Source organism: Rhodococcus sp. MPR-R1B, from assembly GCF_058793255.1.
This window is the reverse complement of sequence record NZ_JBXAFO010000003.1, coordinates 51,971-76,697: the sequence shown is the minus strand read 5'-3', so window position 1 is coordinate 76,697 and position 24,727 is coordinate 51,971. Positions and strand designations below refer to the sequence as shown.

The 24,727-nt window shown below is 61.8% G+C and carries 26 protein-coding genes and 1 pseudogene; 14 read left to right on the top strand and 13 right to left on the bottom strand.

Going from position 1 to position 24,727, the window contains the following annotated elements; genetic code table 11:
- Window positions 1-15: 15 nt before the first annotated feature.
- Window positions 16-891: an SGNH/GDSL hydrolase family protein gene (locus AC1Q61_RS05655; protein WP_007730772.1), complete on the bottom strand. Its 876-nt coding sequence runs from the start codon at window positions 889-891 to the stop codon at window positions 16-18.
- Between the two features lie 136 nt (window positions 892-1,027).
- On the opposite strand from AC1Q61_RS05655, the gene AC1Q61_RS05650 reads away from it, so the two are divergent.
- From AC1Q61_RS05650 to AC1Q61_RS05640, 3 genes are read left to right on the top strand one after another with little or no spacing between them, the layout of a single operon-like run.
- Entirely contained in the window at window positions 1,028-2,311 is a 1,284-nt protein-coding gene (locus tag AC1Q61_RS05650) for a PucR family transcriptional regulator (protein WP_007730774.1), read from the top strand.
- Window positions 2,312-2,371: 60 nt separating this feature from the next.
- Window positions 2,372-2,899, top strand: coding sequence for a hypothetical protein (locus tag AC1Q61_RS05645; protein ID WP_007730781.1), 528 nt, complete (start codon window positions 2,372-2,374; stop codon window positions 2,897-2,899).
- A gap of 55 nt (window positions 2,900-2,954) precedes the next feature.
- Window positions 2,955-3,683: a YdcF family protein gene (locus AC1Q61_RS05640; RefSeq protein WP_030536059.1), complete on the top strand. Its 729-nt coding sequence runs from the start codon at window positions 2,955-2,957 to the stop codon at window positions 3,681-3,683.
- Between the two features lie 2 nt (window positions 3,684-3,685).
- Here the strand turns inward: AC1Q61_RS05640 and AC1Q61_RS05635 are convergent, their stop codons facing one another.
- Entirely contained in the window at window positions 3,686-4,489 is an 804-nt protein-coding gene (locus AC1Q61_RS05635; protein ID WP_492651201.1) for an AraC family transcriptional regulator, read from the bottom strand.
- Here AC1Q61_RS05635 and AC1Q61_RS05630 point away from each other — a divergent pair.
- Together AC1Q61_RS05630 and AC1Q61_RS05625 are read left to right on the top strand one after the other, a co-directional pair.
- Window positions 4,412-4,579 carry a hypothetical protein gene (locus AC1Q61_RS05630; RefSeq protein ID WP_231783601.1) on the top strand — a complete coding sequence of 56 codons (168 nt, stop codon included), beginning with the start codon at window positions 4,412-4,414 and terminating at the stop codon, window positions 4,577-4,579. The genes AC1Q61_RS05635 and AC1Q61_RS05630 overlap by 78 nt on opposite strands.
- A gap of 189 nt (window positions 4,580-4,768) precedes the next feature.
- A pseudogene (locus tag AC1Q61_RS05625) lies at window positions 4,769-5,462 on the top strand (alpha/beta hydrolase).
- Window positions 5,463-5,516: 54 nt separating this feature from the next.
- Here AC1Q61_RS05625 and AC1Q61_RS05620 read toward each other — a convergent pair.
- Window positions 5,517-5,948: a MarR family winged helix-turn-helix transcriptional regulator gene (locus AC1Q61_RS05620; protein ID WP_003942924.1), complete on the bottom strand. Its 432-nt coding sequence runs from the start codon at window positions 5,946-5,948 to the stop codon at window positions 5,517-5,519.
- Window positions 5,949-6,094: 146 nt separating this feature from the next.
- Complete coding sequence (locus AC1Q61_RS05615; RefSeq protein ID WP_492651188.1) at window positions 6,095-6,763, bottom strand: DsbA family protein; 669 nt, start codon at window positions 6,761-6,763, stop codon at window positions 6,095-6,097.
- 140 nt (window positions 6,764-6,903) lie between these two features.
- Between AC1Q61_RS05615 and AC1Q61_RS05610 the strand changes: the two genes are divergently transcribed.
- Window positions 6,904-7,731: a helix-turn-helix domain-containing protein gene (locus tag AC1Q61_RS05610; protein WP_030536057.1), complete on the top strand. Its 828-nt coding sequence runs from the start codon at window positions 6,904-6,906 to the stop codon at window positions 7,729-7,731.
- Here the strand turns inward: AC1Q61_RS05610 and AC1Q61_RS05605 are convergent.
- Both AC1Q61_RS05605 and AC1Q61_RS05600 read right to left on the bottom strand, forming a co-directional pair.
- Window positions 7,718-8,713, bottom strand: coding sequence for an ABC transporter substrate-binding protein (locus AC1Q61_RS05605; RefSeq protein WP_007730787.1), 996 nt, complete (start codon window positions 8,711-8,713; stop codon window positions 7,718-7,720). The genes AC1Q61_RS05610 and AC1Q61_RS05605 overlap by 14 nt on opposite strands.
- Before the next feature lie 6 nt (window positions 8,714-8,719).
- The gene (locus AC1Q61_RS05600) at window positions 8,720-10,114 is read right to left on the bottom strand and encodes an MFS transporter (protein WP_003942889.1); all 1,395 of its coding nucleotides are present in this window, start codon (window positions 10,112-10,114) and stop codon (window positions 8,720-8,722) included.
- A 119-nt stretch (window positions 10,115-10,233) separates the two neighbouring features.
- Here AC1Q61_RS05600 and AC1Q61_RS05595 point away from each other — a divergent pair, with 119 nt between their 5' ends.
- A complete protein-coding gene (locus AC1Q61_RS05595; RefSeq protein WP_007730788.1) occupies window positions 10,234-10,896 on the top strand; it encodes a TetR/AcrR family transcriptional regulator in 663 nt (220 codons plus the stop codon).
- Window positions 10,897-10,902: 6 nt separating this feature from the next.
- Here the strand turns inward: AC1Q61_RS05595 and AC1Q61_RS05590 are convergent, their stop codons facing one another.
- Window positions 10,903-12,123: an SfnB family sulfur acquisition oxidoreductase gene (locus AC1Q61_RS05590; protein ID WP_492651189.1), complete on the bottom strand. Its 1,221-nt coding sequence runs from the start codon at window positions 12,121-12,123 to the stop codon at window positions 10,903-10,905.
- A gap of 98 nt (window positions 12,124-12,221) precedes the next feature.
- Here AC1Q61_RS05590 and sfnG point away from each other — a divergent pair, with 98 nt between their 5' ends.
- Window positions 12,222-13,346, top strand: a complete 1,125-nt coding sequence (sfnG, locus tag AC1Q61_RS05585) for a dimethylsulfone monooxygenase SfnG (protein WP_007730790.1) — start codon at window positions 12,222-12,224, stop codon at window positions 13,344-13,346.
- 12 nt (window positions 13,347-13,358) lie between these two features.
- On the opposite strand, the gene AC1Q61_RS05580 is transcribed toward sfnG, so the two are convergent.
- Window positions 13,359-14,885, bottom strand: a complete 1,527-nt coding sequence (locus AC1Q61_RS05580) for an aldehyde dehydrogenase family protein (RefSeq protein WP_215516142.1) — start codon at window positions 14,883-14,885, stop codon at window positions 13,359-13,361.
- 127 nt (window positions 14,886-15,012) lie between these two features.
- Here AC1Q61_RS05580 and AC1Q61_RS05575 point away from each other — a divergent pair, with 127 nt between their 5' ends.
- Together AC1Q61_RS05575 and AC1Q61_RS05570 are read left to right on the top strand one after the other, a co-directional pair.
- Window positions 15,013-16,155: an acyl-CoA dehydrogenase family protein gene (locus tag AC1Q61_RS05575; protein WP_007730792.1), complete on the top strand. Its 1,143-nt coding sequence runs from the start codon at window positions 15,013-15,015 to the stop codon at window positions 16,153-16,155.
- 9 nt (window positions 16,156-16,164) lie between these two features.
- Complete coding sequence (locus AC1Q61_RS05570; RefSeq protein ID WP_003942905.1) at window positions 16,165-16,857, top strand: GntR family transcriptional regulator; 693 nt, start codon at window positions 16,165-16,167, stop codon at window positions 16,855-16,857.
- A gap of 9 nt (window positions 16,858-16,866) precedes the next feature.
- On the opposite strand, the gene AC1Q61_RS05565 is transcribed toward AC1Q61_RS05570, so the two are convergent.
- Window positions 16,867-17,487 (bottom strand): TetR/AcrR family transcriptional regulator, encoded by a 621-nt coding sequence (locus AC1Q61_RS05565; protein ID WP_007730794.1) that lies wholly within the window; start codon window positions 17,485-17,487, stop codon window positions 16,867-16,869.
- A gap of 95 nt (window positions 17,488-17,582) precedes the next feature.
- On the opposite strand from AC1Q61_RS05565, the gene AC1Q61_RS05560 reads away from it, so the two are divergent.
- The 3 genes from AC1Q61_RS05560 to AC1Q61_RS05550 all read left to right on the top strand — a co-directional run bounded on the left by AC1Q61_RS05560 (window position 17,583) and on the right by AC1Q61_RS05550 (window position 20,962).
- Window positions 17,583-18,476 carry an oxygenase MpaB family protein gene (locus AC1Q61_RS05560; protein WP_371698828.1) on the top strand — a complete coding sequence of 298 codons (894 nt, stop codon included), beginning with the start codon at window positions 17,583-17,585 and terminating at the stop codon, window positions 18,474-18,476.
- Between the two features lie 104 nt (window positions 18,477-18,580).
- Complete coding sequence (locus AC1Q61_RS05555) at window positions 18,581-19,720, top strand: EstA family serine hydrolase (RefSeq protein WP_042921573.1); 1,140 nt, start codon at window positions 18,581-18,583, stop codon at window positions 19,718-19,720.
- Window positions 19,721-19,867: 147 nt separating this feature from the next.
- The gene (locus AC1Q61_RS05550) at window positions 19,868-20,962 is read left to right on the top strand and encodes a GGDEF domain-containing protein (RefSeq protein WP_042446343.1); all 1,095 of its coding nucleotides are present in this window, start codon (window positions 19,868-19,870) and stop codon (window positions 20,960-20,962) included.
- A gap of 9 nt (window positions 20,963-20,971) precedes the next feature.
- Here the strand turns inward: AC1Q61_RS05550 and AC1Q61_RS05545 are convergent, their stop codons facing one another.
- Together AC1Q61_RS05545 and AC1Q61_RS05540 are read right to left on the bottom strand one after the other, a co-directional pair.
- The gene (locus AC1Q61_RS05545) at window positions 20,972-21,184 is read right to left on the bottom strand and encodes a helix-hairpin-helix domain-containing protein (RefSeq protein ID WP_007730800.1); all 213 of its coding nucleotides are present in this window, start codon (window positions 21,182-21,184) and stop codon (window positions 20,972-20,974) included.
- A 32-nt stretch (window positions 21,185-21,216) separates the two neighbouring features.
- On the bottom strand, window positions 21,217-22,647 hold the full coding sequence (locus AC1Q61_RS05540) for an MFS transporter (RefSeq protein ID WP_042446339.1): 1,431 nt from the start codon (window positions 22,645-22,647) through the stop codon (window positions 21,217-21,219).
- Window positions 22,648-22,710: 63 nt separating this feature from the next.
- Here AC1Q61_RS05540 and soxR point away from each other — a divergent pair, with 63 nt between their 5' ends.
- On the top strand, window positions 22,711-23,151 hold the full coding sequence (soxR, locus tag AC1Q61_RS05535; protein WP_003943238.1) for a redox-sensitive transcriptional activator SoxR: 441 nt from the start codon (window positions 22,711-22,713) through the stop codon (window positions 23,149-23,151).
- Between the two features lie 12 nt (window positions 23,152-23,163).
- Here the strand turns inward: soxR and AC1Q61_RS05530 are convergent, their stop codons facing one another.
- Both AC1Q61_RS05530 and AC1Q61_RS05525 read right to left on the bottom strand, forming a co-directional pair.
- The gene (locus AC1Q61_RS05530; RefSeq protein ID WP_492651190.1) at window positions 23,164-23,970 is read right to left on the bottom strand and encodes an ABC transporter ATP-binding protein; all 807 of its coding nucleotides are present in this window, start codon (window positions 23,968-23,970) and stop codon (window positions 23,164-23,166) included.
- A 15-nt stretch (window positions 23,971-23,985) separates the two neighbouring features.
- Complete coding sequence (locus AC1Q61_RS05525) at window positions 23,986-24,690, bottom strand: FadR/GntR family transcriptional regulator (protein ID WP_003943086.1); 705 nt, start codon at window positions 24,688-24,690, stop codon at window positions 23,986-23,988.
- Between the last annotated feature and the right edge of the window lie 37 nt (window positions 24,691-24,727).

The following is a 24,727-nucleotide window of genomic DNA, read 5'->3' as shown; positions in this document are numbered from 1 at the left end:
TGCTGGGGGAGAAGCTCAGGACAGAGCGTCGGCGACCGTTTTCCCGATCGCCTGCATCCCGGCCGCAGTGGGATGCAGTGGAACCGCCGGCTGGGTAGGGACGATTCCCGTGTAGTAAGCAGTGGCAGGGTCCGTGCAGATGTCATGCCCGGCAGTGGTTTCGGTGATGTCGATGTACTCGACGCCGTAACGGGCCGCAGTTGCTGCCATGACCGTGTTGCCGTAGTCGATCACACTCTGGAGATAGTCGGCGTCGCGCGGCCAGAACGGCTGAGTGCCGGGGCAGCCGCCACTACGGATGTATGTTCCGTATCCGACCACGACGATGCGCGCCGACGGTGCTCGATCCTGCGCGACTTCGATCATGGAACTCCAACCTGTGGACGCATTTTCGATCATCTGTCGCTGTTGATCGACGCCACCGGAGGTGAACTTGTCACGGCAGGACGTTCCGGTGGGTTCGGGGAGTGGATTGACGCAGCTCAGAACTGTCGGGAACAACGAGATGTCGTTGGCACCGATGGTGATGGTGACGAGGTCGGTATCAGGCCCCAATGCTGTTGCCTGCGGTGATACTTGACCGGAGAACGTCGATTGTGCGGTGTCCGTGACGTTGGCGGATCGCGCCGACGAGCAGGTCATATCCGTGAGTTGAGCGCCGAGTTCTCGCGCCACCACGGACGGGTAGTTGTCGAGTGATCGTAGACAGCCCGGTGACGACGAGTCCTGCGCGGTGACCAGTGGGCCGGCCGCCGCGGAATCGCCGAGCGCGACGTACTGGATAGTGCTGACCGCTGTCTCGGCACTCGACACACCGGTCCCGAGAGCCGCGATCGAACCGGCAGCCACGACGCCTGCCAGAATGGCTGCGCTGCGCGTTTTCCACGTCACTCGAGGCTCCTCTTGGTCGAAGGTGGGACTTCCAGTTACGCCGCTGATTGTGAATTCGTGAGTGGCGTGGGTTACATAGTGATAGGAAAAAGGCAGGTCGGCCTTGTGGTGGCAATTCAATTCTGTGGAGGGTTTTGTGTCAGGAAACAAAGATCTGCCGTTCGAGCCGATCCTGGTTGGTGGCAGATCTCTGGCCGACCGACTGGCGCAACGCACCCATCCACTGGTCATTGAGACAGTCGATCTGGTCCACCGCGACGTCACCTTCTACCGGTTGCTCCCTGACGAGGCATTGCGTAACGACGTCACCACCATCGTGAGGCGCAATCTGGAACTGTTCATTTCGATGCTGCGGACCGGCGCCGATCTGGCGCCCGAGTTGCTCGCCGACATCAGCGAATCGGCTCGCCAACGGGCTCAGGAATTGGTTCCGCTCGGTGAGGTGCTGCGGGCATATCACTTGGCAGCCGGGCTGTGGTGGGAGACCATCAGCGAATGGGCGGTCCCGGAAGACGGTGTCGCACTTGCCCGCACCGGACGACTCTTGAATGCATACACCGCGGCTTCCGCGTCGGCGGTTCTTGCCGGCTACGGTTCCGACCATGTCACCCAGACGGACGAGGATTCTGCGCGAAGGTCATTGTTCGTAGCACTTTCGACGGGTGTCGATGTTGATCGGGTCTCCGACGATGTGGGCATCAGGTTGGCGCGCCTGTACTGGGTGGTGGCGCTGCACGTCGAACGGAATGACGACGAGTCCTCGACCGAGGTGGACACTGCCGTCGCCGAGCGGAGAAAGGTGCGCCACCTGCAACGAGAGCTTGATCAGGTGGGGCGTGACAAAGCGCTCGGGGTGCTCGGGAGCAGTGGCGGAGCCGTACTGATTCCTATTGTGGAATCGGAACCCGCTGAGGGGAACTGGGCGTCGAGTCCGCAGTATCTTTCATTGTGTCGACGATTGGGTGATCTCGAGAAGGTCATCGGTGCATCGACGGTTGCCGCCGTACATGTCGCGGCACCGCCGGCAATTCCCGCAGCGGTGTCGCAGGCGCGCGAGGTGCTGAACGTTGCCCGAAAGTACGGCCGTACAAGTGGGGTCGTGCGTCTCGAGGATCTTGCAGTCGAGTATCAACTGACCCGCCCGAGCGCTGCGCTGCCGATCCTCGCAGATGTGTTGTCGCGGTTGGAGTCCGATCCTGCCGTGCTCGAGACGCTCGAATCTTTCATCGACTCCGGATTCGATCGAGCTACCACCGCTCGGCAGTTGCACGTACACCCGAACACGGTCGTGTACCGCCTGCGTAAAGCGAGTTCCCTGACGGGACTTGACCTGTCGTCACCGAAAGATCTTGTACAGGTCACCATGGCGCTGGGAGCGCGTCGCGCGCTCGGAATGGAGGCGGACTCTTCCCAAACGTGATGCGTCTGTGGTTCTCTGTGAACGTGTCTGATTCTCGGATTGGCAATCCGGCCGGGAGACATGGCCAGACTGGGTCAGCTGATGGTGCAACGAGGCGCGTGGCGTGATCAGACGTTGATCGACTCCGCCTACCTCGACGAGTTGTCCGCGCCCTCTCCGTCCAATGGGGGGTACGGCTTCTTGACCTGGGTGAACGCGGGCGAGGACTTCTACTCCGTGAATGCGCCGGTGAGCAAGTATGTTTCGCATCCGGTGTGGCAGAACGCGCCTCGGGATCTCTATCTCCAGGAGTTCTTGCGGCTTGTCGTCGCTTCGATCGTGGACGTTCCACCGCCGCCGTACGTCGGGCCTCCCGTGCATGGGTCGGGTGGTCCGCTCATCGACGATCCGTCACAGCTCGTCGGCTTCGCGAACCCCGAATTGATCTTCGACACGATGGTCGGGACGGGGCGAGCAGGAACACCCGGATGCAACATCGTGATCTGCAACAACGAATTGTTGCCGTTCAGTGTCGCCGGCCTGCTCGGGGATGCTGCAGCTCAGATCGGTAACGCGGCAGGCGCGTCGATTCGAGATGCTGGTAGATGACGGTTTCGAACCCGAATTGTTGCCCAATATTTATGTTTAATCTGTGTGACGGTCAGTGAACAGTAAATTTGAGTCAAATGATGCAATCGCGACGAAATGTTCGTTACCGTGGGCTGGACAATCGACAATCTGGGGGTTCGGCTACATGGCAAATGTTCGTAGGTCTCTGACGAAGGGATTGATTGCTGCTTCGGTAATCGCCGCAGCCGGAGTGGGATTGTCGCCGGCGACAGCGAGTGCCGACATCACTCCGACGACGGTCGTCAACGGCATCCTGTCGACGGTGGGCGGCTGCCAAACACCGGTGCGGTCTCTCATTCTTGCGTGCACGAGTGCTGAGACGCTGACACGCCAGTCGCCCGTGCTGCTCGACCTCAACCCCGTGGGCACGAACATCGTCGTCTTGGGTGCCGGCCTCTTCGACGACGGCACGATGCGTCCGATGTTGGTCGACCGGCTTCAGGCGGCGCTCCAGCTGGCCCGTCAGTACCCGCAGTCTCCGATCATCACAAGCGGTGGGGCTCCGAAGGCCGGAGTAACGGAAGCCAGGGCAATGCGCGAATGGCTCGTTGCCAACGGCGTCAACCCGGGCCGGATCACCGAAGAGGGAACTTCGTGGTCGACAGTCGAGAATGCGATCAACTCTGCGCGGATTCTCGCCGATCGAGGCGCGACCGGCGTGGTTGTGGTCTCGAGCGCCAATCACGTGGAGCGCGCGATGGTGGACTTCCGCGTTGCAGTTCTCGGCCGGATCCCGGTCGCAGGCGTAATCGCTGCAACCTGACGTCAGTGATTGTGGGAGTTGGACTTTCGCCAGTTCAACGGCGAGGCGTCGAATCGTCGACGGAAGGCGCGGCTGAACGCTGCATCGGATTCGTAGCCGACAGTTATCGCAATGGTTCCGACCGGCTCGGTGGTTTGCACGAGTAGTTCGGCGGCACGGTCGAGTCGGCGCTCGGTGATGTAAGCGCCGGGCGTCTGGCCGACCAGTCGCGAGAAGCGCTCCGCAAAAGACGATCTCGACAGGGTGGACAGCGTCGCCAGTTCGTCGATGGTCCAGTTGCGTGACGGGTCGTTGTGGACGGCCTCGAGGGCCTGCCCGATTCGTGGATCCATTGCTGCGGTCAACCATCCGCCGTTCGATCCGTCCGCTCGAGCCCACGCTCTGAGGATCTGGACGAAGAGAAGGTCGAGAATCCGGGAAACCATCACGGAGGAACCAGGTTTCGGATCGTCCACCTCGGCGCCCAACAGTCGGCTGCTCACCTCGAGCCACTCGACCGGGGTTCCTTGTGTCGCGCGCAGTTCGACGAAGTCCGGCAGAACGGACAGCAGTCGCTGCGCTGCGACGTCGTCGAGTGTGAAAGTACCGAAAAACCAACATGTTTCGTTTTTCGTGTGCATCGGCATCGCATTCTCGATCGTATGAGCAAGCCCATGGGGTAACAGTACGAGTTCCCCGGGGCCGAGTTCGATCGGGGCTTTGCCCTGCGTTCTGATCACGATGTCACCGTGCTCGGCAATGTGAAGTGCTCGCACCCCCGTGGGTACCTCCACGGTGAAGTTCTCGCCGTGGACGCAGCGATGAATCTGATCACCGCGAAGGTGGACGACTTCGAGAACGTGCGAGAGGGTGTCCCGGGTTCGAGTCTCGTCGGTGGTGGGTACGTACCGCTGTGATGATGTTGTCCTCATGGATCGATCACTCCGATGTCTCGAGCATTCGGCGTTTCTGCACAAAAACTTGGCAATCTGGTCATGGTTATTGATCCAGGATCCCCTTAACGTGGGTAACAGGCAAGGTCTGGGTTTCGAAGGCTTGCCGATCGTCGGAGTATTCGTCGCACTGCGTATCTGGAGGAGTTGGTCATGACAGAGAAGGTAAACATCGTTCTGGTGCATGGAGCCTGGGGAGACGGTTCTCATTGGCGTCACGTCATACCCACCCTGCACAACGCCGGGCATCGAGTGGTTGCCGGTCCAGAATCCGCTTACTTCGCTCGCCGACGACGTGGACCGGACCAGGAAGTTGGCCGAATCGATGGACGGCCCGACCCTGCTGGTCGGACACTCGTACGGCGGCGCGGTGATCACAGGCGCGGGTCATGCGGAAAACGTTGTGGGACTGGTATATATCGCTGCCTTCGCGCCGGACGAGGGTGACAGCCTGGGAAGTATCTTCGCCCGCACGGATCAGCCGGCGGGCGCGGCGAACATCGCGCCGGACGCCGAGGGCTTCTTGTGGATCGCCCCGGACAAGTTTCAGGAGAGTTTCAGTCAGGATCTCGACGACACGGAAGCATTGGTCATGGCGCTGACGCAGAAACCCATTGCGGGTCAGTGCTTCTCGGACCCGTCAGGGCCGCCGGCATGGCGTGGGAAGCCCAGTTGGTATCAGGTTTCAGGGCAGGACCGAATGATTCCGCCGGAAACCGAGCGATGGATGGCAGAGCGTATCGGTGCCCGCGAGATCGAGGAACTCGACGCAGGCCATGCATCCTTGGCGTCCCACCCGCACGAGGTCACCCAGTTGATCCTGCGTGCTGCTGCAGAATTGTCGTGACGGCGTAAATCGTCCGGCTGTTCGAGTGGGCTGCCCATCACGACTAATTTGTCGTCAGTCCTCGGAACTGCCCAGTCGGTGAAGCAGCGCTGTCAGCGTGGTGATGTCGTCCGTATCCCATTTCGCGAGTCGGGCGCGCCAGCGATCTATCTGGTGATTGCGGATGGTCGTGAGCTTCGTTCGCGCCTCAGGGGTCAGAGCTACCAACTTGGCGCGAGCGTCGTCGGGATCGGGGATTCGTTCCACCAGGCCGAGTCGAGCTGCGGCGTCGATTTGCCTGGTCAAGGTGGACTTCTCGATATCGAGGGTGCAGATCAGGTCGGACATCCGCACCGCATCCGAACGGTTCAGGATGACCAGAACCGGGTAGAGCGCCGGATCGAGTTTGGGATGAATTGCGCGCGCATAGGTGCGCGCCTGGGCGCGTCCTCGTTGCCACATGTCGGCAAGTTCCATCTCCAGGCCCGTGATCGGATCTGAAACCACTGTCGTTTCCCCTTTGGTGCGATTCGTTCGGTGTTCATCAAACCAGAAGGGGGGCCGAAGTGATTTGGGTGAAGTCACGCTGAGCGAAAGGTACGTTCGGCGTACTGAAGGCGCCGGGCGTACCTTTCGCTCGCAAGGTGGGTGGGTCAAGCCACCGCATACGCCCGCACGCACGTGTTCAGGTCGCGGGTGAGATCGGCCGCGGTACTGGTCGGAGAACCGAATTTCACGACGGACCCGTCGCTCCCGTGGAACAACAGCGTCGGAAACGAAGTGGCGCCGAGCCTGCGTGCTCGGACGAAATCAGCGCGGGCGGCATCCTTCGAGGCGGCGGTGAACAGGGAAGACACCGCGGCAGATGGGTCGAGTTGGAGGGATTCCGCGATGGATCGGTACGTCTCGGGATCGGAAAGGTTGCGACCGTCTCGGTAGAACGCGATCTGCATGGCCTCCGCGATGTCGAGGGCGCGTGTCGGATCTTGCGAGCGCAGTGCGGCGAGTCCGATCGCTGCATCCGTCGAATCCATGACGAACCGCCCATCAGTCACCAGTTGTGAATATCCGTCACCGAAGACAGCGCCGGTCTGGGCGGCGATGGTCGCGTTGGCTGATTTCAGGTACGGAGCCGAAGACATGGGCGCGACGCGCTCACCGGTGAACAGTCCGCCGCTGACCACGGACAAGTCGATGGAATCGGCATTTTGACGGACGAACTCCGTCAACGCAGGGCCGAAGCCGAAACACCACCCGCAATAGGCGTCGAAGACGTAGGTGAGTTGCGTCTTGCCTGCTGTTTCCGAGCGTGATGTCTGCACTGGAAGATTCCTATCCGAGCGTGAACTGATTGATACCCTGACGATATGTCGCATTCGGGTATTCGGTCACGGTGAAGATGAGTCCCGAACTAGTGAAAAACAGACAAGTACCCGTCCGGGACGTCGGGTACGCATCGTCGGTGGCTGACGCGACCGAGATCGAAGTACTCAGCCTGGACACCATTCGCATCAACGGGGGAAGCGCAGAGTTCGTCGGCCCCCAACGGCCGCAATTTCACTTGCTCGCGCTGGTGACCGAGGGCTCGGCGCTACACACCATCGACTTCGTGAACTACGCGGTGAGCCCGGGGACCGTGTTCTGGGTCAGACCGGGGCAGGTGCAACAGTGGGGGCGAATCCAGGACTTCGAGGCGACGGTTGTTCTGTTCACGCCCTCGTCGCTCGATGCCGTCAGCCAGCAGTTGTTGGACGGGAACGCCCGCAGTCGGCAGGCAGCGTGGCAGTTGTCCGGCGAGAACCTCGAGACCATCAGCACGGGTATGAAACACCTGAACCTGAACTACGGCTGCCCGGATACTTCCGCGCCGGTCGTTCGCGCGGCCATTCTGCGGCACACGCTGACAGCAATTCTGTTGAAACTGACCCATCTCGGTGGACAGGAACAGAGTTCCGTGCTGGCGCACAATGACGTGTTCGAAAGGTTTCATGCCGTTGTCGAACGTGACTTCGCCACGGTCCGTTCGGTTTCGGAGTACGCCAACAAGATCGGGTACTCCGAGAAGACTGTGCTGCGGGCCACCCGAGCCGCTGCCGGGATGACGGCAAAGCAGTACATCGATCAGCGTGTGGTTCTCGAAGCGAAACGTCTGCTGTCTTTCGGCACGGACACGGTCACCCAGGTGGCGTCGAAGTTGGGGTTCGACGATTCTGCGAACTTCACGAAGTTCTTCGCCACCCGGGTGGGTGTTTCTCCGCTGACCTTCCGTCAGGACGTCAGAGCGCGCTGAATGCCGCCCATCGCGCGTCGGCGCTGTCGAGGGTTCCGATACTGTTCTGCCCCTTGCCATGTGCGATGCCGTCCAGATCCTGGATGATCCAGTAGATGGCAAAAGGATGGCTGCCGAACCAGAGATCACCGCTGACGTCCAGAGCGTGCGCCGGATCGGGTGTCAGGTTGTCGAACAGTGGAGTGTTTCGCACGATGGATGCGTCGTACTGCTGCCCGGAAAGTACGGCGACGGTCTGCGCCGCATGCTCGGGTAGGAGTTCCGGCGAGACGGGGGAAATCGTGCCGGTGTCTTGATTGTTGGTCGCGTTGACTTCCGATGCCGGCCTGGTGAATCCGGCCTCGGTGACCAGTGTGGAGATGGGAGTGGTCGGTGGCACGGTGAACAGGTTTCCGCTGTAGCCGAGAAGGATCGCAAGGCTCTGGCCGGCAGCCGCGGACTTGACGCCTTCGAGGCCGGATTCCAGCTTTCCGATCATGGCGGTAGCTTCGCTGCCTCGATCGAGCTGTGCCCCAGCGTGTTCGAGCACATCACGCCACGGCGCCGAGTACGGGAGGACCAAGGTTGGCGCCACGGAATTGATCTGCGCGAACAGGCTCGGTAGTGGACCGGCATTGCTCATCAAGATCTCGTCGGGTTCGACGGACGCGATCTCCTCGACGGCGGGGTTGGCGAAGAAAGTCGGCTTGTCGAGAACTTCGACGCCCTGCTCGCGCAGAATCGACTTGGCGACGTCCGATCGCAGGGTGCTGTAGACGACGGTGGGCTTCACGCCGAGTGCGAGTGCACTCAACCCCGCGTACTCGTCGAGCGCGAGAATGCGCTGCGGTGAGGCCGGAACTTCGACGGTGCCGAGTTCGTGGGTGACGGAGCGAGTTGCAGAGGCGGTGTCGGACTCGGCGGAGCTGCTGCACGCGCTTGCGCCGGCGACGGTCAGGAGAAGCGCCGAGACGATGCCGAATGCGGTTCGGGTGGTGAACATCTGAGGTCAACGATCCATTCGTGGGAAGAAGAAGGACAGGAGGGTACCGGCCAGCAGTAGGCCGGAGCAGACGAAGAGGGCCTGGGAGTATCCGGAAACCAGTGCTTCGGTCGGCGCGCTGTCCGAACGTGCCGTCGAGGAAGCGGCGACGCTCACGAGAACGGCTAGTCCGAGTGAACCGCCGATCTGACGCGATGTACTCAGTAGCCCGGATGCCATGCCGACTTCTTCGGGGGGAGCGTCGGCGGTGGCGACGTTACTGAGCGGCATGAACGACAGACCGATGCCGATGCTCGCCAGAAGCGAAGGCACCAGGATGACGGCCCAGAAGGGACTGTCGAGGTTCATGGTCGAAAACATGAAAGTTCCGATTGCGGCGACTGCTGTCCCGACTACGAGCAGCGGTCGAACTCCGTAGCGCGGAAGGAGTTTGGTGGACGCGAGGATGCCGATCACCAGGCCGAAGCAGAAGGGCAGGAAAGCCAGACCGGTGGTGGTCGGTGAATAGCCCAGCCCGCGTTGCAGGAAGAGTGAGACGAAGAAGAACGCGCTGAACTGTGCCGCGCACACCAGGCACATGATGGCGTTGGCCAGTCCGATTCGGGGTCGAAGCAGGGTGGACAGTCGTACCAGTGGTGTGGCGCAGCGGCTTTCGACCACAACGAAAGCAGTGAGCAGCGCGATCGTGAGCGCGAATCCACCCAGCACGTAACCTGAAGTCCAGGAATGTGATTCCGTGGCGATCACTGTGCCGACAAGGGCGGTGATTCCGGCCGTCGCCAAGATGGCTCCGGGGAGATCGAGAGAGCCGCCTCTGGCGGCTTGGCCGGCCGGCAGGCCGCGGGCACCGGCAACTGCGGCGATCAGGGCCACTGGTGCGCCGGCGAACATCACCCATCGCCAACTGAGCCCTTCGGTCAAAATGCCGCTCAGGACGACACCGAGTGCGCCGCCCAGTGCTGACGACATTGCGCCGATGCCGAATGCCTTGGCCCTGGCGCGTCCGGTGGGAAAGGCCTGACTGAGGGCGGCGAGCCCGGCCGGCGCGATCAGTGCAGCGCCGACGCCTTGAAGCGCCCGAGCTCCGACAAGCATTTCGGCGGACACGGAGAAGGTGCCGACGATGCTGACGAGGGCGAACAGCAGAAGCCCGGAAACCAGAACTCGACGAGTGCCCATCACGTCGCACAGACGACCGCCGAGAAGCAGCAGTCCGCCGAAGGCGAGGGCGTACGCGTTGACGACCCAGGACAACCCGGCGTCGGAAAAGTTCAGCGATTCCTGGATGTCGGGCAGCGCGACGTTGATGACCGACATGTCGAAGGCCACCAGGAACTGCGCTGCCGCGGCGGCTGTGAGGACCAGAGCCGGTGCGGCTACCGCTCGAGTTGTTGTTGTCATTGCAGGTACCTAATTTGTATACGCGTTCTCATAAGTAGTTAGGTTTACCTTGCTGGCGACTGAGATGCAAGGGGTTCCCCGGGCGAGAGCGTCGTAGCAGGGGCGCGCACAATCGACGGATGGCCGAAAAGATGGAACCGAGATCACCGCGGCTCGGACGTCCCCCGACGATCACGTCGGAGCAGATAGTCGACGAGGCGAAACGGCAGCTTCAGACCGGCGGCGCCGACGCGTTGAGCATGCGCGCGTTGGCGAAGTCGCTCGGCACCACGCCGATGGCGCTGTACCGGCACGTGGGCGACAAGGAACAGCTGATCAGCGCGGTGCTCGATGTGTACTCACAAGATCTCGGCGCGCTGGTCCTGCCGCAGGATCAGGTCGAACGGCTTCGCACGATCTTCACCGCGATCTTCGAAAAGCTGGCGTCGGAGCGCTGGATCATCGAGTTGCTTCAGCGCGGTGGCCGTGGTGGGAGCGGCGCTGTGGTCTTGGTCGATCGGGCGATGGCCGCGTGTGTCGAACTCGGTATGTCACCTCGTCGCGCACTGTTGATCTATCGAGCGCTGTGGAACTACACACTCGGCGCATTGCTCAACATCTACGACACCACTACGCGACCGGAAGGCAGCGTGTCACCTCTCGCGGTCAAGATCCGAGAAATCGGGCCCGAGAAACTGCCGGTGCTCAGTGAGGTGCTCGAGGACTGGCCTGGAGGGACGACGACTGAGAGCTACTTGGAAGGACTGGAAGTCTTGATCAGCGGATATATGAACTCCGACTGAGTGTGTTCACAGCAGTCCGTGCCGCGGTGGGATTGTCCCGGACAGTGTCCACCGGCCGATGTGCTGGACCTTCCACCTCGTCGGATCGTGCAGGGTGTGCGTGCGCGCGTCACGCCAGAATCGGGAGAGGTTCGCCGATTCGCCCGCGCTTCTGGTGCCACCGATCTCGAACAAAGTGCTCGTGGCCGCCAATGACGCCCTGGCGCCGACCACTTTGGCAGTTGCAGCGTCGATGGATGCTCGGGCCGTGGAGTCCTCGGTGGGATCACGACGCGCCACGTCGATCGATCGCGCTGCTTCCGCCAAGAGGGATCTGGCAGCGCGAACCTCGATTGCCGCTTCGCCGGCGAGTTGAACGAGCAGTGGATCCTCCACCGCTGTATCGACTTTCGCTTCGAAGAAGGGACGCGCCTTTGCCGCGAGTTTCACGGATTCACGCAGTGCAGCCGACGCGATGCCGGTGTCGATCGCGGCGTGCAGGATCTGGGCCTGTGCTCCGTAGGTGGTCGGGTGAGTGAAGAGCGACGTGAAGGGCACGACATTGAACCGCGGCACCGAAACGGATCCCAGGGTCACGGTTCCGCTTGCAGTTGTCTTCTGTCCCATGCCGTCCCAGTCGTCGACGATCGACAGTCCGGGAGTATTCCGGGGTAGGTAGACCGCGGATTTCACCTGTGCGCCGGTCTCGGTGAATTGATCCGCATTGGCGGCACGCACCACGATCCAATCTGCGAAAAGCGCTCCGGTGCAATAGAATTTTCGACCTTCGAGCACAAAGTCTTCCCCGTCGGGGGTGAGAGTGGTGCCGTCGATGTCGATGGTCTTGTTGCCGCGCTCGCTCTGGGCGTTGGCGAACTGCTTGCCCGACAATGCTTCGGCGTAGAAGAACTGCTTCTGCTCGTTAGACCCCTGGTACCGGAGCGCTTCCAGGAAAGTGAAGTGGCTGTGCGGAATCTGCGCGATGCTGGGATCGCCCTCGGCGAGTAGGCGGAAGACCTCGGCCAACGTCTCGGTGCTTGCGTCGATGCCACCGAACTCCTTCGGCACCGAGAGTCCGAGCAAGCCGGACCGCGCCAGGGTGCGAACCTCGTCGTGGGGAAGGAGGCGCTGCGCATCGCGGACTCCGGCACCTGCCGCGAACTCGTCGGACAGCTGTGACGCCACCGAGAGCGCCTCGTCCTCGCTGGTGATGCGGTGCGCGATCTCCTGAATGTCCACAGCAGTCATGCTGCCACCGTTTCACAGTCGCAGCACCCACCCAACACTTACAACCTGTGTGATCGCTACCCTGGAAACCACTGGGAACTGCATGTTTGCTGGGTTTCATGTCTACTGAACGTATCGCCGACGAGATCAAGTTCGCCTACTGGGTGCCCAATGTCAGTGGTGGTCTGGTCACCTCCGACATCGAGCAGCGGACCAGCTGGGACTACGAGTACAACAAGAAGCTGGCACAGACCGCCGAGAACAACGGCTTCGAGTACGCCCTGAGCCAGGTACGTTACGAGGCGAGCTACGGGGCCGAATTCCAGCACGAATCCACGAGCTTCAGCCTTGCGCTTCTCCTGGCCACCGAGAAGCTCAAGGTGATCGCCGCGGTGCATCCGGGACTCTGGCAGCCGGCCGTGTTGGCGAAACTGGGCGCTACCGCCGATCACTTGTCGAACGGTCGATTTGCCGTCAACGTCGTCAGTGGTTGGTTCAAGGACGAGTTCACACATCTAGGCGAGCCGTGGCTCGAGCACGACGAGCGTTATCGGCGTAGCGCCGAGTTCCTTCAGGTTCTTCGGAAGATCTGGACGGAGGACGACGTCGATTTCCGCGGCGACTTCTACCGCATCCACGACTTCACGTTGAAGCCGAAGCCTCTCAACACTCCGGAGCGCCCCAATCCCGAACTGTTCCAAGGTGGTAACTCGGCGGCAGCCCGTGAGAACGCGGGCCGGTATTCGGATTGGTACTTCAGTAACGGCAAGGACTACGACGGCGTCACCGAACAGTTGGTCGACGTTCGCCGTGTTGCTCGTGAGAACGATCGGGAGGTCAAGTTCGGGCTCAACGGATTCATCATCGCCCGCGACACCGAGGCGGAAGCAAAGGACACACTGCGCGAGATCATCGCCAAGGCCAACCGCCCTGCGGTCGAGGGATTCAAGAATGCAGTCCAACAGGCCGGCGCATCGACCGCGTCCAAGGACGGGATGTGGGCGGATTCGACGTTCGAGGACTTGGTTCAGTACAACGACGGTTTCCGCTCGCAACTGATCGGCACGCCGGAACAAATCGCGCATCGGATCGTCGAATATCGCCGTCGCGGTGTCGATCTGATTCTCGGCGGATTCCTGCATTTCCAGGAGGAGATCGAATACTTCGGGGCCAAGGTGCTTCCGCTGGTTCGTGAACTCGAAGCAGCCGACAGCGACGAGCAGGTGCTCGTCACCGCCGGCTGATCGCCTGATCTCTCAGGACTTCGCGTGGCGTTTCGCCAGCATCCAACGTGAGATCTTCATGTCCCTGGCTTTTCGCTCGATGGTCAGCAGGTCCAGTGGAGCGCTGAACTTCTGAACGGCCAGTGATTTCACACTGCTGAACTCACGCAGCCCATCGGCTCCGTGGATACGGCCGAATCCGGAATCGCCGACCCCGCCGAACGGCAGGGCGGCGATTCCGGCGAAACCGAGAACCGAATTAACCGTGACGACACCGCAGTCGAGCTTTTCGGCAATCGCTCGGCCCTTCAACGAACTCTTGGTGAACACCGAGGCGCCCAAGCCGTACTTCGACGCATTGGCGCGTTCGATCCCCTCGTTCATGTCGGAGACCTTGTTCACCACGACGCTCGGGCCGAACGTCTCCTCGGTGATCGCCGTGGAATCCTCCGGAACATCCGTCAGGATGATCGGATCGATGAACGGACCGTTGAACGAATCAAGTCCGCCGAGTACAGCTTTCGCGCCGCGACTGAGAGCGTCTTCGATCTGGCCCCGGACTATCCCAGTCTGCTTTCCCAGCGTCATCGGCCCGTAGGTCGAGCTGTCGGTGGCGCCGGCGTGGGCGTCTCGTAGCGCGGCGGTGAGCTTGGACAGGAAGGCGTCGTACACGGGCGCTGCGACGTAGATTCGTTCGACGCCGGCACAGGTTTGTCCGCCGTTGCCCACTGCCCCGAATGCCGCGAAGCTCACGGCCGCATCGAGGTTGGCATCGGAGTCCACCAGCATGGCGTCCTTGCCGCCGCATTCGGCGACCAGGGGAGTGAGGGTGTCCGCACAGGCGGCCATTACGCGCTTTGCGGTAGCGGTCGAACCGGTGAATGCGATCTTGTCGACGCCGGACGAACACAGAAGTGCTCCGGTTTTGCCGTCGCCGGTAATGGTCTGCAGGACAGGGTGTCCGGGTGCCGCGATGTCCCACAGCCGGGCCAATTCGACGCCGACGCCTGGTGAGAGTTCGCTCGGTTTGAACACGACGGCGTTACCGGCGGCCAGTGCGTAGCCGATCGACCCCATCGGTGTGTACAGCGGATAGTTCCAGGGGCCGATCACGCCGACGACGCCCATCGGCCGGTAGCCAACGGATGCAGACTGGTTGGCGCTGATCAGTCCTGCACCGACGCGTCTGCGGCGCAACACTTTCTGTGCGTTGCGTGCCGCCCAGTCGAGATGTTCGACGGCCAGCATGACTTCGAGTAGTGCGTCGTCGCTGGGTTTTCCGGTCTCGGCGGAAATGATCGCCGCCATCGATTCGGCGTGAGTGGCGATCGCGGCGCGGAAATTGCCGAGCACCTTCCGGCGGCCTTGGAATCCGAGTTGATCCCACCACTTCGACGCCGTGCGTGCTGCGGCGACCGCTTTCTCGATCTCTCGCTGGTCTGCAATGGGGTGCTGCGCGACCACGGAATCGTTGCGAGGGTCGAGGCTCGCGAAAGTGTGATCGTCCGATCTCGGATCTGTCGACGTGGACGTGCTCTGGCGGCCGAGCTGTTCTGTCATGTTCTTCAGATCCTCCACATGTCGGTGCATCACATATATGTGATGTGATTTACTGTGCTGGTAGTCACAGTATGCGTCGGGCCGAGCTCCGACAAGCCTCCAGCCTCATCTCACTCGGGAGTTTTCGATGTACATGGATTTCACGCAGGAGCAGTCTGATTTCGCCAAGTCGGTAGCGTCGTTCTGCAAGAAGGAAAGTGGTACCCGTGAGCAGCGAGACCTGCTGACCGATCATGGCGCCCATAACCACAACCAGGCGTTCTACGAGAAGATGGCGGAATTGGGATGGCTCGGGCTGACTGTCCCGGAGGAATACGGCGGATCCGCCGGAAGCACGGTCGACCTGTGCATCTTCCTGGAGGAAGCCGCCAAGGGTATGGCGCCGATCGGTGGACTGGGCCCGACCGTCATCACCGGGGCTGCATACGAGAAGTTCGGCAGTCCGGCCCAGAAGGAGGCAGTGCTCGGCGGGATCGTCCGTGGCGCGTCTCAGTCGATCTCGATGTCCGAACCCGAAGCGGGCTCCGACGTGGGAAATCTGAGTTGCCGCGCCGAGAAGGTCGACGGTGGGTGGCTGATCAACGGCCAGAAGACGTGGTGCTCCAACGCGCACTTCGCCGAGAACATCCTTCTGGTGGCTCGCACATCCCGAGGTGAAGGCAAGCATGAGGGCCTGACGATGTTCCATGTCCCGGCCGACATCTCCGGATTGAAGATCAGTGGAATCGACACCATGGGCGGCAAGGAGGTCAACGATCTCTACTTCACCGACACATTCCTGCCCGAGGACGCGGTGGTTGGGGAAGTCGGCAACGGCTGGCGTCAACTCATGGCCGGACTCAACATCGAACGCCTCATCCTCGCGGCGATGATGCTCGGGACCGCGCAGCGCGCTTTCGACGACACCCTCGAATTCGTCACCACGCGTAAGCAGTTCGGCCGTCCGGTCGGATCGTTTCAGGCGCTTCGCCATCGGATCGCGGATCTCGCCACGGAGATCGAATGCGGCCGTCTGCTGGTCTACAGCGTGGCCAGGATGGTCGACGCCAACCCGACCAAGATGTTCCCGCGGGAAGCGTCGATGGCCAAGCTCAAGCTGACCGAGACCGCCAAGAAGGTCGCGCTCGAGGGGATGCAGATGATGGGTGGGTACGGTTACGCGACTGAGTTCGACATGGAGCACCATGTGCGAAAGACTCTTGTGTCCTCCATTTATGGTGGTACCAACGAGATTCAGCGAGACATCATCGGCAAAACGTACGGACTGTGAGGATCGGTTGTGGCAACGTCTGCACGCACTCGGAGAGCGACATCTGAGCTGAGGAGACGGCCACAGTTGTCGGAGGACGTGGCCAACCACGTTCGCAACCTGATCATGTCCGGCTCGGTCCGTCCGGGCGAGTTCGTCAGGCTGGACGAAACCGCGGCCGACCTCGGGGTCAGCGTCACGCCGGTGCGAGAAGCCCTCGTCGCATTACGCGGCGAGGGGATGGTCGAGTTGGTTCCGCATCGCGGCTATCTCGTCTCGCCCCTCAGTCGCCAGGACATCGAAGACATCTTCTGGTTGCAGGGGCAGATCGCGGTCAAGCTGGCGTTGCGGGCGATGGACAGCATCACCGCTGATCAACTCGCGGAACTCACGGAACTCAATGCCGATTTGCGAGCGGCGGTCGACGCTTCTGATGCAGCTGCGATCGAGCAGTGCGAATTCGAGTTCCATCGCCTGATCAATCGCGCTGCGGGTGGTGCGAAGTTGGCATGGTTCCTGTTCGGCGCGATTCGGTACACCCCTGCTCGTCTCTACGCGACGGATCCAGGCTGGGGTGAGCTTGCGGTATCGAGCCACGATGCTTTGATCGCGGCGTTCGAGAAGCACGATCGAGAACAGGTGGACGCGCAGATGAGTCTGCAGTTCTCCGACGGCGCTGCTCGACTTCTCGCTCACCTCGACAACATCGGGATCTGGGACTGAATCAGGAGCTCAAGACGGCGGCAGGGCGGGTGCGAGCAGGATCGCCGCACATTCGGCGACCAGTTCTTCTTCCGTCACGTCGATGTACCCGTCGAGCCATGCACTGAGGGTCTGCGCCAGGCCGCCGACCAGGAACGTGGCGGTCAGGGTCAGATGACCGCTGTCGTTCAATCGGTAGAAGGTCTTCGCGTTGGCGGCCAGGAGACCGATGAATATCGTCGTCGACGCTTGGCGTTTCTCGGCCAGGACAGGGCTCGTCAGGGCGCTGGAGAACAGTAGACGTCCGCGACGGGGATCGTTCGCGATAGTGCGGACGATGTTCGCGATTCCGGCGAGCGCCTTGCCGCGTTCGGTCTCGGCGGCGTCCACTGCAGCCTGGGTTGAAACGGCGATGTCCGTGATGACGGTGTCGTAGACGGCCGACATCAGAGCATCACGATCGGTGAAGCTCTCGTAGAAGTACCGCGCCGCGACACCGGCCTTCTTGCACACTCCGCGGACCGTCAGTTCGGGCTCGGCGGAGCCCATGAGTTCCAGACCGGCCTCGATCAGCGCCTCCCGTCGTTGGGCTACGCGGAGCGCGCCGTCGACGCCACCGTACGAACGCGGTTGGTCATTCATGAAGACCATCTTTGCATCCCGAGATTGCTTGACATCTCGGCATTTCAGCGTTTCACTCATCTGAGAACATGCGTTCGCAGATATGACTTCGAAGGGGTTCTGCCATGACGGTGAGTAGGTATTCGACGGGCGGGCGCGGGGAAACCGAGGCAGTCGGCGGTATCGAAGCGGTCGACACCAAAGCGATCGACATCGATGCGGAAGTCGAAAAGGCGATGTCCGGTCTCGGGTTGTTGGCAGCCGGCGCGAATGTCATCATGCAGCTCGCGCGTCCGGCGGTGGGGTACGGCGTGTACGAGAGCAAGGTCGAGACGGGTCGGTTGGATCGGCATCCGGTGAAGCGAACCCGGACGACACTGACGTATCTCGCCGTCGCAAGCCTGGCGACGGACGAAGAAAAGAAGCTGTACCGACGCGCAGTCAACGGCTCGCACAAGCATGTTCGTTCCGATGAGAACAGTGCAGTCGAATACAACGCGTTCGATCCGGAACTGCAGTTGTGGGTGGCCGCCTGTCTGTACCGAGGCTTCGAGGACGTCTACAAAATCTTGTACGGGGATCTCGATCCGGTAACCCGGGATGCGTTTTATCAGCGCAGCGCCACGTTCGGTACAACCCTTCAGATGCGACGCGACATGTGGCCGGCGGACCGGGATGCGTTCGAGGTCTACTGGAACGAGAACCTCGACAAGGTGGCGATCGACGAGACGATTCGTGAGCATCTCTACGGGATCGCGTCGGCGACCTTCACTCCGAAGTTGTTGCATCCCGTGGTCGGTCCGCTCAACCGATTTGTCACCACCGGGTTCCTGCCCCAAGCCTTTCGTGACGAAATGCGGCTCCCGTGGTCAGTGCGTCAGCAGCGTAACTTCGATCGATCCATGCGCGTCGCCGCGCTGGTCAATCGGTTCAGCCCGAAGATTCTGCGGATGTTTCCCTACAACTTCTATCTCTGGGATCTGCGTCGGCGCATCGCCAAGGGAATCCCGTTGGTCTGAGCCGACTCTGGCACTTGAAGTGATTGACACCACAGGTGAATCGGACACATACTCAACGTAGTTGAAGTTGACGTCAAGTTTCATCATTCCTGTGGAGGCTGTCAGTGGCGAACATCGAAGGCGTATGTGACCAGCGATTCTCTGGCTTGAAGGAGGCGCTGGCACGCAATCTCGATTCCGGCGAGGACGTCGGGGCAGCGATCGCACTGACGATCGACGGCGAATCCGTCGTCGACATGTGGGGCGGTTGGGTCGACGTCGAGCACACTGCTCCTTGGTCTCGCGACACCGTTACCAATGTCTGGTCCTGCAGCAAGACCGTGACCGCACTGGCCGCGCTCATGCTCGTCGACCGCGGGTTGCTTGATCTCGACGCCCCGGTCGCGCAGTACTGGCCGGAATTCGCAGCAGCGGGCAAGGACCGAATTCAGGTCCGGCAACTGTTGTCGCACACCTCGGGTGTGTCGGGGTGGGATCAACCGTTCACCCTCGAGAACATTTGCGACGACGAATATGCCACCGCCCGGTTGGCGACGCAGGCTCCGTGGTGGGAACCGGGTACGGCATCCGGATACCACGCCCTCAACTATGGCCATCTGATCGGCGAGGTCGTCAGGCGCATCGACGGACGAACCCTCGGTAGCTTCATCGACGAGGAAATCGCCGGCCCGCTCGATGCTGATTTCCGCCTGGGCTTGCCGAAGTCGGAATACGGGCGAGTCTCGAATGTGATTGCGCCACCGCCGTTGCCGATCGACATCGCGGCACTCGGGATGGACAACATCATGGTGAAGACATTCACCGCGCCGCCGGCTGACGCTACAGGTTCGTGGACCGACGGGTGGCGCGCCGCCGAGATCGGTGCGGCCAACGGTCATTCGAATGCGAGGGCACTCGCAAGGATCCAATCGGTGATCGCGTGCGGTGGCAAGGTCGGTGACGTTCGCTTGCTGTCGGAGGAAACGATCGACAAGATCTTCGAGGAGCAGTCGTACGGGGTCGACCTCGTCCTCGGCGTGCCGGTCCGCTTCGGCGTCGGATTCGGATTGCCGACGCCCGAGTCCGTCCCGTTCATTCCGGAGGGGCGAATCTGCTTCTGGGGAGGTTGGGGTGGCTCGCAGATCATCATCGACACCGAGAAGCGCATGACGTTCTCGTACGTGATGAACAAGATGGGGCCGGGTCTGCTCGGTTCCGAGAGATCGGCGCAGTACGTATCGGCGGCCTACGACGCTTTGAGTTGATCGACCGATTCAAATCCGGCAGAACGGTTTTTGTCTGTCGCCGCTGACTATGCTGCCGGATATGCCAGTGTGCTCCGGGGGGAAATCAGCGAGTCCGTTTCGTCGAAGTACGCCCAAAAGTTGCGGAGCTGCATCGGCTGATCGGCGATGAACGGTTTGGTCGACGTCGTCATGCGCTGGTGGCAGTTGCCGGACCAGTTCCACAGTTTCAGCAGGTACCTCCAGGACCGCGGGTTCTTGACTTCCTGCCGGGCGCTGGTCGGCGGAACAGCATTCTGGATGGGGCTGGTGTTGCTGTCGGCGCGATTCAGTGACGTCGGTCCGCAAGGTACGTTCTGGCGAGCGGTCAATCTGGCGGTCATCGCGCTGTGCCTCGGCGCGGCCCTGATCTGGTGGCTGTTTCCGCCTACGCCGCTGTGGTCGTACACCTTTGTCGTGGGTTCCGACGTCGCGATTGCGGCGGCGGCCGCAACCGACTCGGAACCGCTGGGACGACTCATCGCGTGCGTCGTTTTCGCGTCGATCGGCGGCTACATCGCGTTCTTCCACAATCCGAAACTCCAAGTCGGTCACTTGGTCTTCGCCTCGACCGTCACGGTGCTTTCGGGGTGGACTTTGTTGTTCGGGCCAGCAGCGGACGTCGGCTTGGGACTGGCGAAGATCTCGGTTGTGCTGGCTACGATCATCGTGATTCCTGTTGTGTCACAGATTGTTCTGGCGGTCCTGGGTTCGGATGCCACTACCTCCGACATCGACCCGTTGACCGGACTGCTCAACCGTCGCGGATTGGCGCGTCGGGTGAATGACTTGATGGGCGCTCCGGTCACCGAAGCGGATGCACTGCTCGTAGTGGTGATCGACCTCGATCGCTTCAAGACGATCAACGACGTTCACGGCCATGACGTAGGAGACAGCACGATCATGCGAACTGCACTGCGCATCCGTTTGTGGACAACCCAGTCCGCCTTGACTGCTCGTATGGGCGGTGACGAGTTCGTCGTGGTCGAACGGGTACCGGTCAGCGTGATCTCCAGGCTGGAAGGACAGATCCGCTCCGCGATGGACGGAGCGAACGATGACCCTCCGACGAGCGCGAGCATCGGAATGGCGGTCCGCACCGCGCCCCGGAATCCGGGTGAGTCCGTCGACGCTGCTTTTGCCGAACTCTTCCGCGTCGCGGACTCGGTGATGTACGAAGCGAAGCGCGAAGGTGGCAACCAGGTGCGGGCGAGCTTGGTCTGATGTGAGAGCTCAGTCGGCGAAGCTCAGACCACGTTCGGCGAGTGCTTCGCGCAGAATCCTCAAGGCCTTCGGTCCCATCCCGTGCAAAGCGCCGAGTTCCTTCTCGGACACGGACGTCAGCTGCGCGAGATGGGTGTAACCCGCTGCGATCAGCGCGCGCTGTGCGGGAGCTCCCGTCTTCGGGAAGTCGGTTTCCACTGTGCCCGGATCCGGTTCTGTCACTGGCCAACTCCTCCGTGTGGGTTTCTCACAGTTTAGCGAGCGTCGTGAACGATTTCGGGGCTGCCGATTTTGTCGGGCGTTCGCGGAAGTGCGCGAGCTGCCACGGCAATGCCGATGATCGAGACAGCGGCGAAGGTGAAGAGAAGCAATTGCGCAGAACGAAGCGTCGACGGTTCGCCGATGTTGACCAGCACTCCGGCCAGGGCTGCACCGAAAGCATTGGCGATCAGCTGAACGGTGTTGATGGCAGCCGAGGCACGCGCACCTTCTCCGGGATCGGTGACCGAGGTCATCGCCCCGACTGCAAGATGAGGCCAGGCGATGCCGATTCCGACGCCGGCGAACAGCAGTCCGATCACCCACGCGACCATCGCACCGGCGCCGGCGTGTTCGGTGAGAAATGCTGCCATGATGCCCAACCCGATCGCGACGAGGATCGGACCGCTGACAACGATTCGTCGCACGATACGAGGGGTCGTGGCCGAGGCGCTCGGGATTTCGCCGAGAGTCCAGCCGAGAGCGAGTGCGGCCCCGAGGAATCCGGCCGCGAGAGGCGCCAGGCCGGCAAGTCGTTGCCCGAAGAGTGGAATGAACGTCTCGACGGTCGACGCGACGGCGAGGACGACGATGGTCAGGTACACCCATTTGAGAGATGACGCGTTGAACGTCGACGGCGGTAGTACGCCGTGGCGCGAGCGACGGTCAGCGGCGACAAAAGCGATCAGTAGCAGCACAGCGGCGAGAACCATTGCGGCGGTCACGGCGAGGTTGGACAGAATTCCGGCAACGCTGACCAGCAAAGCTGCCGCAGTCAGCAATGCCAGCGAGAGGACCGGCACCGGGCTACTGGTGGTGCTGCCCGGTTCATGTGCCGGTAGCGCGCTGGGGACGAGAGCGGCGACTGCGATCGTCGCGATGACCAGGACGCCGAAAGCCCATCGCCAGGCTCCGAACTGAGCAAAGACACCGCCGATTGCAGGGCCGGCGAAGGTGCCGACTCCCCACATCGCCGAAACCAGCGCGGCCCCGCGAGTCCACAGATGTCTGGGGAGCGCGGCATTGATGACGGCGTAACCGAGACCGGCCAGCAGGCCACCGCCCGAACCCTGGATCGTGCGGCCGACCAACAGCAATTCCATCGTCGGGCTGACCGCACAGACAACGGTGCCGAGCGCGAAGATCGCGAGGCCGATCAGGTAGGCCCCGCGCGGTCCCCTGGCGGCGAGGACGTTGGTGACCAACATCGAAGAGATGACGGAAGCAATGAGGAAGACCGTCGCGGTCCAGGCGTAGTACTGCTGACCGCCGATGTCGTCGATGGCAGTCGGAAGCAGGCTGGTCGTCAGGTAGACGTTGGTCGCGTACAGCGCAACGCCGCCTGCGAGGACGGTAGCGGTGCCGAGGTATCGACCGCTCAGGAGTTGCCGCCAGGTTCCGGCGGGAGCATCGGTGGGGGAGTGCATGTTGTCGAAGGTAGAATCTCGAGTGCGCTTCAGGTCAATGTCGCGCAGCCATTGGGAGGCAGAATGATCCGTAAGAGTGACGAACTTCTCTCGATCGGTGAGGTATCGGAGCGCACCGGCGTCGCCGTGTCGGCTGTGCGCTACTACGAAACACTCGGTCTGGTTCCTGCGGAGCGGACGGCAGGAAATATGAGGAAGTTCCCGCGGCATTCGATCCGGCGGGTGTCGCTGATCCAGTTGGCAGTCAGATTCGGGATACCCCTGGCCGAAGTTGCCGAAGTATTCGGATCGTTGCCGCAGGGGCGAACTCCGACGAAGAAGGACTGGCGCAAGATTTCCACGGAGTGGAATCAGCGCCTCGAGGATCGCAAGCAGGCCATCAACCGGATGCAGGACGAACTGACGGGCTGTATCGGCTGCGGGTGTCTGTCACTGAAAACATGCAACCTGCTCAACCCTGGAGACGAACTGGGCCGGGAGGGACCCGGCGCCAGACGTCTCTGAAACTACTGTCGGTCACACTCTTTCGCGTGGCCGCGACTGAGCATTCCACCGACCACCACGACGCTCGATCTCGATGGGATGCGAGAAGCACTCGCTGATGTTCTGGGTGGTGATCACATCCTCGGCGAGGCCGCTGGCGGTCACGACGCCGTCCTTGATCAGAAGAGCATGTGTGGTGGTGCTGGGGATCTCCTCGATGTGGTGCGTCACGAGGATGCTGGCAAGTGACGGGTTCTGATTGCGGAGGTCGTCCAGTGCCGTCAAGAGTTGTTCGCGTGCAGCAAGATCGAGCCCGGTCGCCGGTTCGTCGAGCAGAAGCAGGCGCGGTTCGACCATGAGTGCGCGGGCGATCAGGGCTCGTCCCCGTTCGCCTTGGGACAAGTTGGGCCACAGCGCGTCCGAACGCGGACTCATTCCGAGTAGATCGATCAGTGCGTCGGCGTGAGCCTCTTGCTCCGGCGTCGGTGACCAGCGCGGCATCACCTCGGTGGTGTTGGTGAGGCCGGTGATCACGACGTTGCGGACGGTGATCGGAATTCCGATCGTGTGACGAGGGTTCACGTGCCCGATGTCCATCCGCAGTTCCCTCATGTCGACGCGGCCCAACTTGTGGCCGAGGACGTAAACGGAACCGCGAGTCGGGTAGGCGGTTGCTCCGAGCAGGCTCAGAAGCGTGCTCTTGCCCGCGCCGTTCGCGCCGAGGAGGACCCAGTGTTGTCCGGGTTCGATCGAAATGTTGATGTCTTTCAACAAGTATCGGCCGTCGCGGACGAGATCCACGTGTTCGGTAGACAGAACTGTGCCGGTGGGGTGTTGCACGAGAACTAACCTCTCTTAGGCGTCGAGCACACGCAGTCGTCGTAGGACGGTGTCGATGTTTGCTCGAGTTGCCGCTACCGCGGCTTCTGGGTCGGCGTCTTGAAGGGCCTCGACCAACTGATCATGGGCATGTGAGGTGTCGGGGACGCCGGCCTCGTGGGCCATCATCTCGACGAGGGATTCACGAAGGAGTGGACGCACCGACGTGAAAAGCGAGAGCAGAACTGCGTTTCCGGACAGCCGAACGACTTCGGTGTGGAAGTCGAGGTCGACGTCGACGAACTTCTCGACATCACCCTCGAAATGACTGTGTCGCATGGTCAGTCGACGCCGCAGGCCGTCGAGGTCCTCGGGTTGTACCCGCTCCGCGGCCAGTCTGGCGGCCTCGATCTCGAGTGCGCGACGGACTTCGAAGACCTCGAGGATCCTCGAGCGTCGAAGAAGTTTGGTGAATTCGTCGACGTGCTCGAGTTCGGACGCGGCAGCCACGAAGGTTCCGACGCCGTGTCGGACTTCGAGTAGTCCGTCGCGAGCGAGGAGGCGGATTGCCTCGCGAATCGAGGAACGCCCGACGCCGAGTTCGACGGCGAGGGCCGCCTCGCTCGGTATGCGCTCGGACGGCGCCCACGTTCCATGCATGATTCGCCCGCGCAGCAACTGTTCGAGTTGCGGTACCAGCGGACCACTGCGAAGTGTGAATCCTGTGTGGTCGTCGGACACGGCTTGCCTCTCGGGTGGGTACCGAAAGAGTAACAAC

What these genes read in the sequence shown, in the direction of transcription:
- AC1Q61_RS05565 (WP_007730794.1), bottom strand. Translation starts at nt 17,487, where the DNA reads ATGGTCTTCATGAATGACCAACCGCGTTCGTACGGTGGCGTCGACGGC.
- AC1Q61_RS05600 (WP_003942889.1), bottom strand. Translation starts at nt 10,114, where the DNA reads ATGACAACAACAACTCGAGCGGTAGCCGCACCGGCTCTGGTCCTCACA.
- AC1Q61_RS05590 (WP_492651189.1), bottom strand. Translation starts at nt 12,123, where the DNA reads ATGACTGCTGTGGACATTCAGGAGATCGCGCACCGCATCACCAGCGAG.
- AC1Q61_RS05575 (WP_007730792.1), top strand. Translation starts at nt 15,013, where the DNA reads ATGTACATGGATTTCACGCAGGAGCAGTCTGATTTCGCCAAGTCGGTA.
- AC1Q61_RS05550 (WP_042446343.1), top strand. Translation starts at nt 19,868, where the DNA reads ATGAACGGTTTGGTCGACGTCGTCATGCGCTGGTGGCAGTTGCCGGAC.
- AC1Q61_RS05540 (WP_042446339.1), bottom strand. Translation starts at nt 22,647, where the DNA reads ATGCACTCCCCCACCGATGCTCCCGCCGGAACCTGGCGGCAACTCCTG.
- AC1Q61_RS05605 (WP_007730787.1), bottom strand. Translation starts at nt 8,713, where the DNA reads ATGTTCACCACCCGAACCGCATTCGGCATCGTCTCGGCGCTTCTCCTG.
- AC1Q61_RS05560 (WP_371698828.1), top strand. Translation starts at nt 17,583, where the DNA reads ATGACGGTGAGTAGGTATTCGACGGGCGGGCGCGGGGAAACCGAGGCA.
- sfnG (WP_007730790.1), top strand. Translation starts at nt 12,222, where the DNA reads ATGTCTACTGAACGTATCGCCGACGAGATCAAGTTCGCCTACTGGGTG.
- AC1Q61_RS05580 (WP_215516142.1), bottom strand. Translation starts at nt 14,885, where the DNA reads ATGACAGAACAGCTCGGCCGCCAGAGCACGTCCACGTCGACAGATCCG.
- AC1Q61_RS05595 (WP_007730788.1), top strand. Translation starts at nt 10,234, where the DNA reads ATGGCCGAAAAGATGGAACCGAGATCACCGCGGCTCGGACGTCCCCCG.
- AC1Q61_RS05645 (WP_007730781.1), top strand. Translation starts at nt 2,372, where the DNA reads ATGGCCAGACTGGGTCAGCTGATGGTGCAACGAGGCGCGTGGCGTGAT.
- soxR (WP_003943238.1), top strand. Translation starts at nt 22,711, where the DNA reads ATGATCCGTAAGAGTGACGAACTTCTCTCGATCGGTGAGGTATCGGAG.